General features: G+C 54.9%; 15 protein-coding genes. 5 read left to right on the forward strand and 10 right to left on the reverse strand.

Features of this window, described 5'->3' with window-relative positions; translation table 11 throughout:
• Nucleotides 1-87: 87 nt before the first annotated feature.
• On the forward strand, nt 88-489 hold the full coding sequence (gene nikR / locus JI62_RS16100) for a nickel-responsive transcriptional regulator NikR (protein WP_088701108.1): 402 nt from the start codon (nt 88-90) through the stop codon (nt 487-489).
• Nucleotides 490-560: 71 nt separating this feature from the next.
• Here nikR and JI62_RS16105 read toward each other — a convergent pair whose 3' ends face one another.
• On the reverse strand, nt 561-1,043 hold the full coding sequence (locus tag JI62_RS16105; RefSeq protein ID WP_007111084.1) for an FKBP-type peptidyl-prolyl cis-trans isomerase: 483 nt from the start codon (nt 1,041-1,043) through the stop codon (nt 561-563).
• 176 nt (nt 1,044-1,219) lie between these two features.
• On the opposite strand from JI62_RS16105, the gene JI62_RS16110 reads away from it, so the two are divergent.
• The gene (locus JI62_RS16110; protein WP_088701109.1) at nt 1,220-1,501 is read left to right on the forward strand and encodes a hypothetical protein; all 282 of its coding nucleotides are present in this window, start codon (nt 1,220-1,222) and stop codon (nt 1,499-1,501) included.
• An 84-nt stretch (nt 1,502-1,585) separates the two neighbouring features.
• Here the strand turns inward: JI62_RS16110 and JI62_RS16115 are convergent, their stop codons facing one another.
• The 9 genes from JI62_RS16115 to JI62_RS16155 form a co-directional block, all read right to left on the reverse strand.
• Complete coding sequence (locus tag JI62_RS16115; protein WP_088701110.1) at nt 1,586-2,056, reverse strand: glycine zipper 2TM domain-containing protein; 471 nt, start codon at nt 2,054-2,056, stop codon at nt 1,586-1,588.
• 321 nt (nt 2,057-2,377) lie between these two features.
• Nucleotides 2,378-3,976, reverse strand: coding sequence for an isocitrate lyase (locus tag JI62_RS16120; protein ID WP_088701111.1), 1,599 nt, complete (start codon nt 3,974-3,976; stop codon nt 2,378-2,380).
• 433 nt (nt 3,977-4,409) lie between these two features.
• Nucleotides 4,410-4,850: a GNAT family N-acetyltransferase gene (locus tag JI62_RS16125; protein ID WP_088701112.1), complete on the reverse strand. Its 441-nt coding sequence runs from the start codon at nt 4,848-4,850 to the stop codon at nt 4,410-4,412.
• Entirely contained in the window at nt 4,850-6,037 is a 1,188-nt protein-coding gene (locus JI62_RS16130) for a cupin domain-containing protein (protein WP_088701113.1), read from the reverse strand. Before JI62_RS16130 ends, JI62_RS16125 begins: the two co-directional genes overlap by 1 nt.
• A gap of 47 nt (nt 6,038-6,084) precedes the next feature.
• Entirely contained in the window at nt 6,085-7,470 is a 1,386-nt protein-coding gene (purB, locus tag JI62_RS16135; RefSeq protein WP_088701114.1) for an adenylosuccinate lyase, read from the reverse strand.
• A gap of 65 nt (nt 7,471-7,535) precedes the next feature.
• Nucleotides 7,536-8,177, reverse strand: a complete 642-nt coding sequence (hflD, locus tag JI62_RS16140) for a high frequency lysogenization protein HflD (protein WP_088701115.1) — start codon at nt 8,175-8,177, stop codon at nt 7,536-7,538.
• Complete coding sequence (gene mnmA, locus JI62_RS16145) at nt 8,174-9,346, reverse strand: tRNA 2-thiouridine(34) synthase MnmA (protein WP_430750724.1); 1,173 nt, start codon at nt 9,344-9,346, stop codon at nt 8,174-8,176. Before mnmA ends, hflD begins: the two co-directional genes overlap by 4 nt.
• An 82-nt stretch (nt 9,347-9,428) precedes the next feature.
• Entirely contained in the window at nt 9,429-9,869 is a 441-nt protein-coding gene (locus JI62_RS16150; RefSeq protein ID WP_088701117.1) for an NUDIX hydrolase, read from the reverse strand.
• Complete coding sequence (locus tag JI62_RS16155) at nt 9,869-10,501, reverse strand: pseudouridine synthase (protein ID WP_088701118.1); 633 nt, start codon at nt 10,499-10,501, stop codon at nt 9,869-9,871. The genes JI62_RS16150 and JI62_RS16155 overlap by 1 nt, the downstream gene beginning before the upstream one ends.
• A 244-nt stretch (nt 10,502-10,745) precedes the next feature.
• On the opposite strand from JI62_RS16155, the gene JI62_RS16160 reads away from it, so the two are divergent.
• The 3 genes from JI62_RS16160 (at nt 10,746) to clpA (ending at nt 16,000) form a co-directional block, all read left to right on the forward strand.
• Entirely contained in the window at nt 10,746-12,983 is a 2,238-nt protein-coding gene (locus JI62_RS16160) for an NADP-dependent isocitrate dehydrogenase (RefSeq protein WP_088701119.1), read from the forward strand.
• Between the two features lie 292 nt (nt 12,984-13,275).
• Nucleotides 13,276-13,584, forward strand: coding sequence for an ATP-dependent Clp protease adapter ClpS (gene clpS / locus JI62_RS16165; RefSeq protein WP_088701120.1), 309 nt, complete (start codon nt 13,276-13,278; stop codon nt 13,582-13,584).
• A 139-nt stretch (nt 13,585-13,723) separates the two neighbouring features.
• On the forward strand, nt 13,724-16,000 hold the full coding sequence (gene clpA / locus JI62_RS16170) for an ATP-dependent Clp protease ATP-binding subunit ClpA (protein ID WP_088701121.1): 2,277 nt from the start codon (nt 13,724-13,726) through the stop codon (nt 15,998-16,000).
• The last annotated feature ends 30 nt before the right edge of the window (nt 16,001-16,030 follow it).

Here is a 16,030-nt window from a genome sequence, read left to right on the forward strand (position 1 = left end):
TAGCGTCACGAGTATGATGTTTTTACAAGAACATCATACTACCGGTGGTGGCAGCACATGAAAAGTTTATCACTACAGGGGGCGTGAATGCAGCGTATAACGGTAACGCTTGATGAGGAGCTGGTGGCAGAAGTCGATACGTTGATGCATGAGCGCGGCTATCAAAACCGCTCAGAGGCGATTCGCGACTTGACCCGCAGCGGTTTAAAGCAGGTGCGAGAAGAGGCGGCGCCGGATGCCCCCTGTATGGGTGCGTTGGTATACGTTTATGATCATGCTGCACGCGAGCTTTCCAAACGCTTAACACGCCACTCTCACGACCATCATGACCTAACGCTTTCGACCCTGCATGTGCATATCAACCACGACAGTTGCCTGGAAGTAGCGCTGCTCAAAGGGCAGGGGCGGGTGCTAAAGCAGTTTGCCGACGAAGTCACATCGTCGCGCAGCGTGCGCCATGGGCAGCTGGTGCTAATACCGGGCGAGTAGTGCCGCAAAAGGTTGCGGGCATAAAAAAGGTGACCCGGGGGTCACCTTTTCTGCTTGGTAGCGAGAGCGGCTTAGTGCTCAACGCCGCCTTCGCCGTGCACGTGGCCGTGCTCAACTTCTTCAGCGCTGGCTTCGCGTACTTCAGCGATCTCAACGTCAAAGTTGAGCTGTTGGCCAGCCAGCGGGTGGTTGCCATCGACAACGACCGTATCGCCTTCAACTTTCTTGACGGTGACCATGAGCGGGCCGCCTTGGGTCTGGGCTTGGAACTGCATGCCCGGCTCAATGCTTTCGACGCCCTGGAACGCGTCCCGCGGTACTTCTTGCATTAGCTGCTCTTGCAGCTCGCCATAACCTTCTTCAGGCGATACTGCGACGTTCAGCTTATCGCCCGCAGCACGACCTTCCAGCTCTTTCTCAAGGCCCGGAATGATATTGCCGGCGCCATGGAGGTAGGTAAGCGGCTCACGGCCTTCGGAACTGTCTAGCACTTCACCTGCATCGTTGGTCAGGGTGTAGTGAAACGCGACAACCGAGTTTTGCGCAATTTGCATGGAATAACCTTTCGGTGAGTGCATGTCCCAATATGGTAACGCGTGTGGGCTGGCTTGTCAGGGGGTAGCGGTGCTTTTTCCTACTCACCACTTTTGGCGCTATTGCGCGCCAGGGTGACCAGGGATACCCTACGACCATCACTTATTCCTTTGCCCTATCACTTTTGGAGCATGCAATGACGATCTTGATTATTTGGCTTATCGCTTTTTGCTTGATTGCTTATTTTACCTATCAGCGCTGGAATAGTGGCGTTAGCGCGGGGTTGGACAAGGTGTTGCCCAGTTTTTTGAAAAGCCATGGCGACAACCGCTATCTGTGGGTAATTACGCTGGCAGTGCTGGGCGCCACTGCCCTGGTGCAACCGGTGGAGATGCTGCTGGTCGTTATCCTGCTTGCCCTTATTGGCTGGGCCATCATGGCACTGGCGAGTTGGGCAGGTAATAAGACTCACCGTTAAGCTGGTTGCAGCACAAAAAGCCCGGCCATCAAAGGAGATGGCCGGGCTTTTTTATACTTAACCGCTTTCGACTATCAATGCTGCTTAATAGGGCGCCACGCTCACGTTGGCACCACTGCCGATTAGGCGAACACGCTGGCCAGCTTGGAATTGGCGGTCTGCACGTTGAACGACAACAATATCAGAGCCGTCATCGCGACGAATTTCCATTTCCAGTGCATTGACGCGATTGGTCGCATCTTCAGCGGCCGTACCTGCCACCGCACCGCCCAGAGCGCCTGCCACTGTAGCCAATTGACGACCTGAACCGCCACCTACCTGGTTGCCTAAAAGGCCACCAATAATCGCACCGCCACCGCTACCTAAAAGACCGCCTGCTCGGCTTTCTGCTTGAATCTGCACCGGGCGAACCGCCACGATAGTGCCATAAGTAACGCTTTGGCTTGTTTTAGCCTGGTTACCACTGTAGACATCGCCAGAGTAGCCTGATGTGTTGGCGCAGCCAGCGAGCGTGAGAATACTCAGTGCGGCAATAGGGAGAAGAAGACGTTTCATTACAAACCTCCAGGGTGTCTATTTTGATAGCTGCCATCCATGTGACTGTTATCAATATATCTGTCATCGATAGGGCAGACAAAGGGTGGATTGCAGTTATAGAACAGTGTTCGTTAAGATAGCTGATGCTGACGCGTTTGACCAGCGATCGTTTAAAAAGGTCAAAGCTGATAAAGCCATCGCCAGGAAATAGCTTAATCGAGAGTCTAACAGTGTATTAAGAAAACAGTGTGCAAATACCGGTAGCCAATCAAAAACAGGAGGCCACATGGCCTCCTGTTGTTAGGGTTCGGTAATGAAGTAAACCGTATTGCTTATGAATTAACCGAACTGATTCATGGTGTTGTCTTTGCCGCCGGCTTTCAGAGCTGCATCGCCGTGGAAGAACTCTTTGTGGTCATCACCGATATTGGAGCCAGCCATATCCTGGTGACGTACGGTGGCGATTCCCTGACGAATTTCCTGGCGCTGCACGCCTTTTACGTAAGCCAGCATGCCTTCGTCGCCGAAGTAGCCTTTCGCTAGGTTGTCGGTGGACAGGGCGGCCGTGTGGTACGTCGGCAGCGTGATCAAGTGGTGGAAGATGCCCGCTTCGCGAGACGAGTCGCGCTGGAAATTGCGCGTCCACTCATCGGCCAACTGACCAAGCTCGGTCTCGTCGTACTCGGCGCTCATCAGCTTGTCACGCTGGTAAGCGGAAACGTCTTTACCCTCTTCCTGCCAGGCATCGAAGACCTGCTGGCGGAAGTTGAGTGTCCAGTTGAACGACGGTGAGTTGTTGTAGACCAGCTTGGCATCCGGCACGACCTCGCGAATCCGGTTAACCATGCTGGCGATCTGGCCTACGTGGGGCTTCTCGGTTTCGATCCACAGCAGATCAGCACCGTTTTGCAGGCTGGTGATACAGTCAAGAATAACGCGATCTTCGCCAGTGCCGGGCTTGAATTGGTAGAGGCCTGAAGCGAGACGCTTGGGTTTCACCAGCTTGCCGTTCTGTTTGATGACGACGTCGCCGTTGTTGATGTCAGCAGCGTTCTCAATTACATCGCCATCCAGGAAGCTGTTGTACTGATCGCCTAGGTCACCGGGCTCATTGGTGACGGCAATTTTTTGCGTCAAACCAGCGCCCAATGAGTCGGTACGCGCCACAATAACGCCATCTTCAATGCCGAGTTCCAAAAAGGCGTAACGCACGGCGTTAATTTTGGCCAGGAAGTCTTCATGGGGCACGGTGACTTTACCGTCCTGGTGACCGCACTGCTTCTCATCGGAGACCTGGTTTTCCAGCTGGATGCAGCAGGCGCCCGCTTGAATAAACTTCTTGGCTAGCAGGTAGGTGGCTTCTGCGTTACCAAAGCCAGCGTCGATATCAGCAATGATGGGGACGATATGGGTTTCGTAGTTATCGATTTTGCTGATCAGTTCCTGCTCTTTGCTGCTGTTGCCAGCCTCTTTGGCGTCGTCCAAGTCGCGGAACAGGTGGTTAAGTTCCCATGCATCGGCTTGCTTTAGGAAAGTGTAGAGTTCTTCGATCAGGTCGGCTACGGAGGTTTTTTCGTGCATTGACTGGTCGGGCAGCGGGCCAAACTCAGAGCGTAGCGCGGCCACCATCCAGCCTGACAGGTAGAGGTAGCTACGTTTGGTGGTGCCAAAATGCTTTTTGATCGAGATAAGCTTCTGTTGACCGATAAACCCATGCCAGCAGCCCAGTGACTGGGTGTACTGTGCGGTATCAGCATCGTAGGCGGCCATATCTTCGCGCATGATTTTGGCAGTGTAGCGAGCAATGTCCAGGCCGGTGTGAAAGCGGTTTTGAGCGCGCATACGGGCGGCGTACTCAGGTTTGATAGCTTCCCATTTGCCACCTTGTGCTTCGCGCAGTTGGGCCATGGCTTTGATATCGTCGAGCAGTCCTGACATGAGCTTACCCTCTTTGGTCGTGATAGCAGTTCTTGAATGCTAATGATGATTCGCAAATCAGCGCTTGCTTATGCTGCACCTGCGAAGTTGTATTCAGCATCATCGAATTTGTTCTTTATGTCTCTAAGTCAATCGTCTCTAAGTCCATCGTCTTGGGTACTAGAGACACCAGGGTTAGAGACATCTGATGCAACGTCGCGGACTTGAAGCATTTGCCACATCGCTGCAATGCAACAACTATCCACTAGGAGAGCGTATTCAACAATTGACACTTGGAGGCATAGGGCGTTGTAACCCGACTACAGTGGGGGGAGAAAGCGGTGGGTTTGTGTAGTGATTTTTCGTCAGGAGGGTGTCAAAAACGCATAAAAAAGCACTGCCGAGGCAGTGCTAGCAAAAAGCGCCCTCGCCGAGGGATGATCCGATTCGGTGCCTACTGGGGTTGAAATTCCGTAAGCGATAACGTCATCTCTCGGTGAGGAATGCCCGCATCCATAAACTCATCGCCGTGGGCGATGAAGCCTAGTCGCTCATAAAATGCCAGCGCGTGAACCTGAGCGATGAGGGCCACCGCAGTGTGGCCTGCATGGCGAGCCGCTTCAATCGCGGCCTGCATCAGCAGTACGCCAATGCCGGTGCCACGAGCCTTGGCAAGTACTGCGACACGGCCAATATGCGCGTCGGGCAGCAGGCGTGCGGTGCCGACTGGCTGCCCGTCAAGGAGCGCCAAAAAGTGTTGGCATTCAGGGTCTAAGCCATCCCACTCCTCATCCTGAGGCACGTTTTGTTCTTCAATGAATACCTTGCGCCGGATTTCGCTGGCCGCTGGCCCCAGCGTTTCCCAGTCACCGGTTCTGATGTGGGTGATCGCCATTAATACTCCTCGTCGTCACCTTCATCACTCATAAAACCAAGGCTGCCGGTATTGACCAACTGCGTGATGAGCGTAGCTGCACCGTCAAGCTCGAGGTCTTCGGCGTAGAGCGGCGTGGTGTCGGCAAGTCGCTTGGCTAACTCAGTAGAACAGGCGTGGCCGTCGCCATCGACAAACAGTGTGGTGCCGCTGGCGTCGTGCCGCCAGGCAAAGCGTGAACCGGGCATATGGTAGAGCGGATCGCCCTCTTGTAGTTGAGCAACAAGCGCCGCTTCGTCCATCGGCGTTTCAAGCGGTACCACTTGATCGACATATTTTGGCTGGGTCATTACCCGGCCAAACCACTGGGCTACTTGGGTGGGGTTATCCAGCGTCGATATGATCAACTGGCGCATACGCTCAACGGCGGCGTCATCCAACTCGCCTACCTGCTGGGCAGGCGCCATGCCCGCATCGCTGTAACGCTGGGAGGCGGGAAGCTGTTCGCCCAAATAGTCGGCGTAGGAGGTGATTGCCTCATCGGCAGAAGGGGCACGAAAACCAACCGAGATGGTCATGCAGTCATCGCTTTGGCTCACGCCGTGATGCGCCCAGCCGGGAGGGAGATAGAGCATGTCGCCAGGATCAAGCACCCAGTCGGAGTCGGGCTCTACGGTGAACTCTTTCAGAATGCGCAGATCGATGCCTTGGATGATCGGTGCATCTTCGGTGAGCTTACCGCCCAACTGCCAGCGACGATGGCCGCTGGCTTGGAGTAAAAACACATCGTATTGATCGATATGCGCGCCTACATTGCCGCCAGGCGGCGCGTAGCTGATCATGACGTCATCGAGCCGCCAACGCGGCAGGAAGTCAAATTCGTCCAGTAGCGCCGCCACCGATGGAACGTAGTGGTCAACCGCTTGCACTAAAAGACTCCAGTTCTGTTCCGGAAGGCGTTCAAAGGTGGCCTCATCAAAGGGGCCGTGAGAGACCTGCCAAGGGCCATCCGGGCCCTCTTCTTCGACCAAACGCGCTTCAACGCCAGGTTCGCAGGCGAGACCGGCCAGCTCATCGGCTTCAATCGGGCTGATGAAGTCGGGCATTGCGCCACGGATCAGCAGCGGCTTTTGCTGCCAATAATTGGCCAGAAAGTCTGCGGCGGTAAGGTCGCCCAGCAAGGTTAACGGCTTATCGTGATGGTTCATGGCATGCCCTGGCGTTAGTAAGTTGGCGTAATTAAGTAAAGGTGGCGTTATAAAGAGCTTAGCTGTTGTGTCAGCGCTTCGGCTTGTGCCTGGGCATTACCAATATAGTTGGCCGGGGAGAGCGCCTTCAACTCGGTTTTAACTTCGCTGGGCAGTTCCAGCGTGTCAATAAACGCCGCAAAGCCCTCTTGGTCAATACGTTTGCCACGGGTCAGTTGCTTGAGTTTTTCGTAAGGCTTTTCGATTCCGTAGCGGCGCATCACCGTTTGAATCGGCTCGGCAAGCACTTCCCAGCTGTTATCCAGGTCAGCGTCTAAACGCTCAGGGTTGGCTTCCAGCTTGCTGATACCTTTCAGGCTTGCGTGGTAAGCAATCAAACCATAGGCCAAGCCGACACCCAGGTTGCGCAGCACGGTGGAGTCGGTGAGGTCACGCTGCCAGCGCGAGATGGGTAGTTTCTGGGCGAGGTGGCTAAGGACTGCATTGGCCAAGCCCAGATTGCCTTCGGAGTTCTCGAAGTCAATCGGGTTCACTTTATGCGGCATAGTAGAAGAGCCAATTTCGCCCTCTACCGTGCGCTGCTTAAAGTAGCCCAGTGAGATATAGCCCCATACGTCGCGATCGAAATCGATCAGAATCGTATTGAAGCGGCAAATGGCGTCAAACAGTTCGGCGATGTAGTCGTGGGGCTCGATCTGGGTGGTGTAAGGGTTGAATTTTAGTCCTAAACCTTCCACAAAGGTGCGCGCATTGGCTTCCCAGTCGATCTCCGGATAGGTGGTCAGGTGGGCGTTGTAGTTGCCGACGGCACCATTGATCTTACCCAATACTTCCACTGCTTCAATCTGCTTAAGCTGGCGCTTGAGGCGGTACGCCACGTTGGCCATCTCTTTGCCCAGGGTGGTCGGGGTAGCGGTTTGACCGTGAGTACGCGACAGCATCGGCTGGGCGGCGTGGGCAATGGCCAGCTTGGCGATTTCGTCAGCCACTTCGTGCATCGTCGGCAGCATGGCGTTCAGGCCGTCGCTGAGCATTACGCCGTAAGAGAGGTTGTTGATATCTTCACTGGTGCAGGCAAAGTGAATGAACTCGGTGACCGCATGCAGCTCGGCTTGATCGGCAATTTTCTCTTTTAAGAAATACTCCACCGCTTTGACGTCGTGATTGGTGGTGCGCTCGATCTCTTTGATGCGTTCGGCGTCTTCAAGCGAAAACTCACGAATCAACTGCTCTAAAAACGCAGTTGCTTCAGCGGAGAGTCTCGGTACTTCGATAATTTGCGCGTGTTCAGCCAGGCGTTGTAGCCAGCGAACTTCCACAATCACACGAGCGCGGATCAAGCCGAACTCACTGAAGTGTTCGCGCAGGGCAGCAGCTTTGCTAGCGTAGCGGCCGTCAACGGGGGAGAGGGCAGTTAAAGCAGAGAGTTGCATGGCATTGTTTCCATGAGGTTCGAAAGAAAATTAGTCGAAAGCAAGTTAATCAATTAGGGAGTGGCCTAGCTGAGGCTGTCCAACGCCCGGCGTAGCGCTTTGCGCTGGAATACCAGCTTCCAGCGTCGCCCGCCTTGCTGGTGCCACAGTAGCCCAAAGCGAATGCCGGCCATTAAGCAGGCGCGTACACGCTCGGGCATCATGCGGCTCTGCAGTAGCGACGGGTCGCCCTGAACCACAATGCGGGTTTTAAAGGTGGAGATTGTCTCCTGGTACGCTTCCCCCAGGCTGGCGACCACGTTTTCGTGGGTAGTGCCAAAGTGTTCAGCCTGGCCCTGAATGCGGGTTAATTTTTGCCCCAGCGTATCCATCATGTCGTTATTGGTGCGCAGCTTATTCATCAGCATCAGCAGCGAAAAACCGTAACGTAGTACCACCGGGTTCGCCTGTTTGCGCCCTACCAGGGCTTCCAGGGTATCCAGGCCTCGGCGCAAGTTGTTGGGGTGCCCACCATAAATTGCTTCAAAGCTTGCAGGATTAGTATCCACGGTGGCTTCAATCAGCGTTTCCCAGGCGCGTGGGTCGACCTGGCCGGTGCGGGCGAGTTCGTCAACCAGACTGGCGGCCTGAAACACGCCCGCCAAAGCAAGTGCTTGACGGGCGGCCGGGGAGTCGGGGGCGCGATGAATCGGGGTGGTGGGATTCATGCAGCGGCCTCCGCGGCTCTTTTCCAGGTAGCGCGAATAACGCCACCGCCCAAGCAAATATCGCCATCGTAAAGTACCAGTGACTGGCCTGGGGTAACCGCCCACTGCGGGTCGTCAAACGTCACTTCGACGCCACCGTCAGGTAGCACGCGCATTTCGCAGTCGCAGTCGCTCTGCCGATAGCGGGTCTTAGCGGTAAAGCGCCCCTGCTGAACCGGCGGCTCACCGGCGACCCAGTCCATCACCTCGGTGGCTAACGTATCGGAGTAGAGCAGTTGATCATGCTTACCCTGCACCGCGATCAGTACATTTCGATCAAGATCTTTCGCCGCCACGTACCAGGGCTCTTCCGAGTAGTTGGCGAGTCCGCCAATCCCAAGGCCCTGGCGCTGGCCAAGGGTGTAGTACATCAGCCCCATATGTTGGCCAATCACATCGCCATCCGGCGTTTCAATGGTGCCGGGCTGGGCGGGCAGGTACTGCTGCAGGAAGTCGCGGAAGCGACGTTCGCCGATAAAGCAGATGCCCGTGGAGTCCTTTTTCTTGGCGGTAATCAAATCGTGCTGTTCAGCCAAGGCGCGCACGGCAGGTTTTTCCAGCTCACCCACGGGAAAAAGCGTGCGTGCAATCGCGGCTTCCGGCACCGCGTGCAGGAAGTAGCTTTGATCTTTATTACCATCCAGGCCTTTCAGCAGCCGTGGGCGGCCTTCACGCACGCCCTGACGTACATAGTGGCCAGTGGCGATTTTGCTGGCTCCGAGCATTTCGGCGTACTCAAGGAACACCTTAAACTTGATCTCCCGGTTGCATAGAATATCCGGGTTGGGCGTACGGCCCGCTTTGTATTCGGCTAAAAAGTGCTCAAATACATTATCCCAATACTCGGCGGCAAAATTAGCAGTGTGTAGCTTAATGCCGAGCTTTTCGCAGACCGCCTCGGCATCGGCAAGATCCTCTTTAGCGGTGCAGTACTCGGTGCCGTCGTCTTCATCCCAGTTTTTCATAAACAGGCCTTCGACCTCGTAGCCTTGCTGCATGAGGAGAAGGGCGGAAACGGACGAGTCGACGCCGCCGGACATTCCGACAATCACTTTACCGTTAGCGGCCGTGGCGGATGACTCAGTGGTGGCTGAGCCTGGCGTAGTTGGATCAGTGGATGACATGGGCATCCTCAGTTGAAGTAGGGTGCAAATAAGCAGTGTGCAGTTGGGCGAGGATTATACACGATGGGGGGTAATGGCTTCGAGTGCTTCACTCGCGAATCACCGAGAGGGGATAGCAAGTCCCGCTGAGTGCATCCTCGATACGTTTGAGTACCAGCGGGCTGCGTAGGCGTGCCTGCTGATCGAGCGAGCGTATTTGCTCAATGGTAAGCCAGTGGGTGGCGAAGATATCCGGGTCGAGGGGGAGATCGAGTTGCTGAAGCGGCTCAGCAATGAACCCGTGGCTATGGAAGGTTTCTCCAGTGCTGGTATGAAAAACATACAGGCCCAGGTAACCGGTAAGTGATACCTGCCAGGCAGTCTCTTCCACTACCTCGCGTAGAATGGCCGCTACGGGGCCTTCGCCGGGTTCAATATGCCCAGCGGGTTGATTAAACACACTCTGCGGGCCGCCGCGCTGCTCTTCTACCATCAAAAAACGCTCACCCTGCTGAATCACGCAGGCGGCCGTGCTACGAATAAGGCTCATCAGGGTTTCCTGCGCTTTGTGGTGGGCCGTGCGCGCTGTTTTGTCTGCTGAGCGACTCGCTGGTTTAGGGCCGTTTTAGCAGGCTGGGGGGCGTGCAAGGTCTCTTTTCGCCATTCGCCAGGGGCTAGACCATCCAGCCGCCAGGGGCCAATGGCCACACGAATCAAACGCAGTGTTGGAAAGCCAACGTGGGCGGTCATGCGGCGCACTTGGCGGTTACGGCCTTCGCTGATGGTTAGCTCCAGCCAGCTAGTCGACGGATGGCGTTTGGGGTCGATGACGGGTTGGCGCGGCGCAATCGTCGGGGGGAGTATTCGGCGCGCCTTGGCTGGCTGCGTTGGGCCATCTTTCAGCGTCACCCCTTGACGCAGCGCTTTCAGCGCTGCGTCACTAATCTCACCTTCCACCTGAGCCCAGTAGGTTTTGGGCTGTTTGTAACGCGGGTGAGTGATACGGTGAATCAATTCGCCGTCATCGCTGAGCAGCAGCAGACCTTCCGAGTCGTAGTCAAGGCGTCCGGCGGCGTACACGCCCGGCACAGTAATGACATCGGCTAATGTGGCACGCGCCTGTTTGTCGGTAAACTGAGAGAGCATACGATAGGGTTTATGCAGTAAATATAAAGTACTCATGATCTCTTTATGGGGTTGCCTAGATTTGTCGACAATCTCTCATGCGATTAAAATGCTGCGCTGGTATACTTTTCAAACATCGTTTCAACAGCTATCCCAGTAACCAGCTCAACAACCACCGATCAATAACTTAGAAAGCCAAATAAAACGGCCCCGCCTGCTTCGCGGCATGGTCCCTCGTTGAATGAGTCGCGTTGCTCAGGGTCTTTATAATCACAGCGATAGAAAAAGAGGTTAACGCAAAATGTCTAAAACGCCGAAGATCATTTACACGCTCACCGACGAGGCGCCTGCGCTCGCAACATACTCTTTGCTTCCGATTATTGACGCCTTTACCGACGCTGCTGGCATCGAAGTGGAAACCCGGGATATCTCCCTGGCGGCTCGTGTCCTCGCTCTATTTCCTGATTATTTAACTGAAGAGCAACGTATTGAGGATCACTTGGCTGAATTGGGTGCCCTGGCCAAGGTTCCGGAAGCCAACATCATCAAACTGCCCAATATCAGTGCTTCCATGCCGCAGTTGCGGGCAGTTATCAAAGAACTGCAAGAGCAGGGTTACCCGCTGCCGGAATATCCTGACGAACCAAGCAACGACGAAGAGAAAGATATCAAAGCGCGCTACGACAAAGTCAAAGGTAGCGCGGTTAACCCAGTGTTGCGTGAAGGTAACTCTGACCGCCGTGCGCCGAAGGCCGTCAAAGAGTACGCGCGCAAGTATCCTCATTCGATGGGTGAGTGGAGTCAGGCCTCGCGTAGCCACGTTTCCCACATGCATAAGGGCGATTTCTACGACGGTGAGAAGTCGATAACGCTGGATCGTGCGCGCAATGTGAAGATGGAGCTGATCACCAAGAGTGGCCAGACCCAGGTGCTCAAATCGAATATCCCGCTACTCGAAGGCGAGATCATCGACAGTATGTTCATGAGCAAAAAAGCATTGCTCGAATTCTACGAGCAGGAAATAGAAGATGCTCGCAAGTCTGGCGTGATGTTCTCGTTGCACGTAAAAGCGACGATGATGAAGGTTTCACACCCGATTGTGTTTGGCCACTGTATCAAGATTTTTTACAAAGACGCCTTTGAGAAACACGGCGAGTTATTCAAAGAGTTGGGTGTCGATGTCAACAATGGCATAGCCAATCTCTACGAAAAGATAGAGACGCTGTCAGAATCACAGCGTGATGAAATCATCAGCGACTTGCACGCCTGCCATGAAAAGCGTCCAGAGTTGGCGATGGTGGATTCGGCTCGCGGTATCACCAACTTCCACTCGCCCAGCGATGTGATTGTGGATGCTTCGATGCCGGCGATGATTCGTGCCGGGGGCAAGATGTACGGCGGTGACGGTCGTCTTAAGGACGTTAAGGCCGTTATGCCCGAGTCCACGTTCGCGCGTATTTATCAGGAAATGATCAATTTCTGTAAATGGCACGGTGCTTTTGATCCGGCGACGATGGGCACCGTACCCAACGTTGGTTTGATGGCGCAAAAAGCCGAAGAGTACGGCTCCCACGACAAGACCTTTGAAATTCCGGAAGATGGTGTTGCTAATATCACCGATCTGGACACGGGTGAGGTGCTGTTAACGCAGAACGTGGAGCAGGGCGATATCTGGCGGATGTGCCAAGTCAAGGACGCGCCGATTCGCGATTGGGTCAAGTTGGCAGTAGAGCGCTGCCGTGATTCGGGTATGCCTACGGTGTTCTGGCTCGACCCATACCGCCCGCACGAGAACGAGTTGATCAAAAAGGTCAAAACGTACCTCAAGGATCACGACACTGATGGGCTCGAGATCCATATCATGTCCCAGGTTCGGGCAATGCGTTACACCCTGGAGCGTGTGATTCGTGGCCTCGATACTATCTCGGTGACGGGTAACATCCTGCGTGATTACCTGACGGATCTGTTCCCGATTCTTGAGCTGGGCACCAGTGCCAAGATGCTCTCTATCGTTCCTCTGATGGATGGCGGTGGCCTGTTTGAAACCGGTGCTGGTGGTTCCGCACCTAAGCACGTGCAGCAACTGCTGGAAGAGAATCACCTGCGCTGGGACAGCCTTGGCGAGTTCCTGGCACTGGTAGCCTCTTTGGAACACCTGGCTAAACGCTTTGGCAACGAGCGTGCTAAGCTGCTGGCGAAAGCGCTGGATGAAGCTAACGGCAAGTTCCTCGAAAGCAACAAGTCACCTTCACGTAAAGTGGGTGAGCTGGACAACCGAGGCAGTCATTTCTACCTGGCGCTATACTGGGCAGAAGCGTTGGCCGCGCAAGATCAAGACGCTGAACTGAAAACGCGCTTTGCCCGCCTTGTAGAAACGCTGAAAGCCAATGAAGCGACTATCATTGATGAGCTTAATAGCGTTCAAGGGCAGCCTGTAGATCTTAAAGGCTATTATCACCCGAACGGCGAATTGGCTAGCCAGGTCATGCGTCCGAGCAAAACGCTCAATGAAGCGCTTGCGATGGTGGCAAACGACTAACGCTGGCAAGAAAGGCGTTTCACAAGCACTCTGCGCGGCCCTTGGGCGAGGCGTATGAAAACGCTGTGATATCCCTCGCTCACCCTGGTGGGCGAGGGTTTTTTGTCTTATTGAATGTGTTAATTTTGTACTTTCCATGAACCCTTGCTGATCGGCAGCGTCTGAAGGTAGACAACATCCTTTAGATTTCCATCGGTCAGTGTTGAGACAACCAACCGTGTTGCTTATGCCCAACCAAAATAGACCATGCTTGGCCCTGCGACCCGTATTTGCGGGGATGACACGGCCAAATATGCCTGATGAAGATGGCGATATAGCGGTGCAGTCAGCAGAACCGGCGCTGGCACAACCCCCGCTTTATAAGGTAGTACTTCACAATGACGACTACACGCCTATGGAATTTGTCATTGAAGTGCTGCAAGATTTTTTTAATATGGATAGTGAGACGGCCGTTCAGGTCATGCTCGCTGTACATACCCAAGGAAAGGGCTCTTGTGGCGTGTTTACGCGCGATATAGCTGAAACCAAAAGCTATCAGGTCAATGAATATGCCCGTGAGTGTGAGCACCCGTTGATAAGTGATATTGAGGCCGCCAATTAGAAACGTTGAGAAATAATTGGTGGTGAGGCTTGCAACCGTGCCATTTGTACCCGATGTTGAGAGTGCCGGTCGATTAAACTGATCCGACGCAAGCCCTAGGTGGTTATACGCCCTAGGTAGTAGCGAAAAGGGGACTGCCATGCTGAGCAAAGAACTTGAAATGACCCTGAACACGGCCTTCACCGTGGCGCGTTCAAAGCGCCATGAGTTTATGACCGTTGAGCACCTGCTGCTAGCGTTGCTAGATAATGCCTCAGCGGTAGACGTACTGAAGGCCTGCGGGGCGAACCTCGACAAGCTGCGGTCCGATCTGCAGGATTTTATTAACTCGACTACGCCACTGATCCCAGAAGGCCAGGGTGATCGCGAGACCCAGCCGACGCTCGGTTTTCAGCGTGTTTTACAGCGGGCGGTCTTCCACGTTCAGTCTTCTGGCAAAAGCGAAGTGTCTGGCGCCAATGTGCTGGTGGCGATTTTCTCCGAACAAGAGAGCCAGGCGGTTTACTTCCTTAAGCAACAGAGTGTTGCACGGGTAGATGCGGTCAATTATATCGCCCACGGCATCTCCAAAGTGGCTGGTCACGGGCCTTCTCCCGCCCCCTCTTCATCAGAGAGTGAAGACGCGGAAGAGGGCGGCAATGAGGGCGCTGCGCACCCGCTCACCGGCTACGCTACCAACCTGAATGAACAGGCGCGACTGGGTAAAATTGATCCGCTGATTGGCCGTGACCACGAGCTTGAGCGCGTGGTGCAAATCCTGGCCCGGCGGCGCAAGAATAATCCGCTGCTGGTCGGTGAAGCGGGCGTGGGTAAAACCGCAGTGGCCGAAGGCTTGGCCAAGCGTATCGTTGAAGAAGACGTGCCAGACGTGATTGCCGATGCGGTGGTCTACTCGCTGGACATGGGTGCGTTACTAGCCGGCACCAAGTACCGCGGCGATTTTGAAAAGCGTCTCAAGAGTCTGCTGAGCGAGCTACGCAAACAGCCTAATGCTGTGCTGTTCATCGATGAGATCCATACGGTGATTGGCGCAGGCGCTGCCTCTGGTGGTGTGATGGATGCGTCTAACCTGCTCAAACCCCTGCTCTCTTCGGGCGAGCTGCGCTGCATTGGCTCAACCACCTTCCAAGAGTTCCGAGGCATCTTTGAGAAAGATCGCGCCCTGGCGCGGCGCTTCCAGAAAGTGGATGTGATGGCGCCGTCGGTTGACGACACTATCAAGATTCTCAAAGGGTTGCGTTCACGCTTTGAAGAGCACCACGAACTGAAGTATACCGATGGTGCGCTTGAGAGCGCGGCACGTTTGGCGGATCGTTACATCAACGACCGCTTCCTGCCCGACAAAGCGATTGATGTGATTGACGAGGCGGGGGCTCACCAGCGACTGTTGCCACCCGAAGTTCGCGCCAAGACCATCGATGTCGAGCAAGTGGAAGCCGTAGTGGCATCGATTGCGCGTATTCCGCCGAAGAGTGTATCGAGCTCTGACCGCAAGCTGCTTGAGAAGCTTGATCGTGACCTGAAAATGCTGGTGTTCGGCCAGGATGAGGCAATCGATAGCCTCTCCGCGGCTATTAAACTCTCCCGGGCCGGGCTTAAATCCCCCGATAAGCCCGTGGGTAGCTTCCTGTTTGCAGGGCCTACCGGTGTGGGTAAGACGGAAGTGGCCAAACAGCTTGCGCATATCATGGGCATCGAGCTGGTGCGCTTTGATATGTCCGAGTATATGGAGCGTCACACCGTATCGCGCCTGATTGGTGCGCCTCCGGGCTACGTCGGTTACGATCAGGGTGGCCTGCTGACCGAAGCGGTGACCAAGCAGCCGCACTGCGTACTGCTATTGGATGAGATTGAGAAAGCCCACCCGGAAGTCTTTAACCTGCTGCTGCAGGTCATGGATCACGGTCGTTTAACGGATAATAATGGCCGCGAAGCGGACTTCCGCCACGTTATTCTGATTATGACCTCTAACGCCGGGGCTGAGCAGGCTTCGCGCCGCTCCATTGGCTTCCAGCATCAAGACCACTCCACCGATGCCATGGAAGTGATCCGCCGCACCTTCTCGCCGGAATTCCGCAACCGTCTGGATGGCATCATTCAGTTCCATGCGCTACCGGTCTCGGTGGTACGCAATGTCGTCGACAAGTTCTTGATCGAACTGCAGGCGCAGTTGGATGAGAAGCGTGTTCAGCTGGATGTGGACGATATGGCGCGGGATTGGCTGGCCGATAAAGGCTATGATCCTGATATGGGCGCACGGCCAATGGCACGCCTCATTCAAGAGAAACTGAAGAAGCCACTAGCCGAGATGATTCTGTTTGGCGAGTTGGCAGACCAGGGCGGCATTGTTCATGTCAGCCTGGAAGAGGGCGAGTTGCACCTTTCCACTGAGACTGAAATGGCAGATGCGCCCTGAAAAGGGCGCTAAGCCGCATTGACGCCAATG

It is taken from the genome of Halomonas campaniensis (assembly GCF_002211105.1).
In the GTDB taxonomy this organism is placed as follows: Bacteria; Pseudomonadota; Gammaproteobacteria; order Pseudomonadales; family Halomonadaceae; genus Vreelandella; species Vreelandella campaniensis_A.

Coding starts and splice junctions, on each gene's coding strand:
- hflD (WP_088701115.1), bottom strand. CDS start 8,177: ATGAATCCCACCACCCCGATTCATCGCGCCCCCGACTCCCCGGCCGCC.
- nikR (WP_088701108.1), top strand. CDS start 88: ATGCAGCGTATAACGGTAACGCTTGATGAGGAGCTGGTGGCAGAAGTC.
- JI62_RS16160 (WP_088701119.1), top strand. CDS start 10,746: ATGTCTAAAACGCCGAAGATCATTTACACGCTCACCGACGAGGCGCCT.
- JI62_RS16115 (WP_088701110.1), bottom strand. CDS start 2,056: ATGAAACGTCTTCTTCTCCCTATTGCCGCACTGAGTATTCTCACGCTC.
- JI62_RS16110 (WP_088701109.1), top strand. CDS start 1,220: ATGACGATCTTGATTATTTGGCTTATCGCTTTTTGCTTGATTGCTTAT.
- JI62_RS16130 (WP_088701113.1), bottom strand. CDS start 6,037: ATGAACCATCACGATAAGCCGTTAACCTTGCTGGGCGACCTTACCGCC.
- JI62_RS16155 (WP_088701118.1), bottom strand. CDS start 10,501: ATGAGTACTTTATATTTACTGCATAAACCCTATCGTATGCTCTCTCAG.
- clpA (WP_088701121.1), top strand. CDS start 13,724: ATGCTGAGCAAAGAACTTGAAATGACCCTGAACACGGCCTTCACCGTG.
- purB (WP_088701114.1), bottom strand. CDS start 7,470: ATGCAACTCTCTGCTTTAACTGCCCTCTCCCCCGTTGACGGCCGCTAC.
- JI62_RS16105 (WP_007111084.1), bottom strand. CDS start 1,043: ATGCAAATTGCGCAAAACTCGGTTGTCGCGTTTCACTACACCCTGACC.
- clpS (WP_088701120.1), top strand. CDS start 13,276: ATGCCTGATGAAGATGGCGATATAGCGGTGCAGTCAGCAGAACCGGCG.
- JI62_RS16125 (WP_088701112.1), bottom strand. CDS start 4,850: ATGGCGATCACCCACATCAGAACCGGTGACTGGGAAACGCTGGGGCCA.
- mnmA (WP_430750724.1), bottom strand. CDS start 9,346: ATGCCCATGTCATCCACTGATCCAACTACGCCAGGCTCAGCCACCACT.
- JI62_RS16150 (WP_088701117.1), bottom strand. CDS start 9,869: ATGAGCCTTATTCGTAGCACGGCCGCCTGCGTGATTCAGCAGGGTGAG.
- JI62_RS16120 (WP_088701111.1), bottom strand. CDS start 3,976: ATGTCAGGACTGCTCGACGATATCAAAGCCATGGCCCAACTGCGCGAA.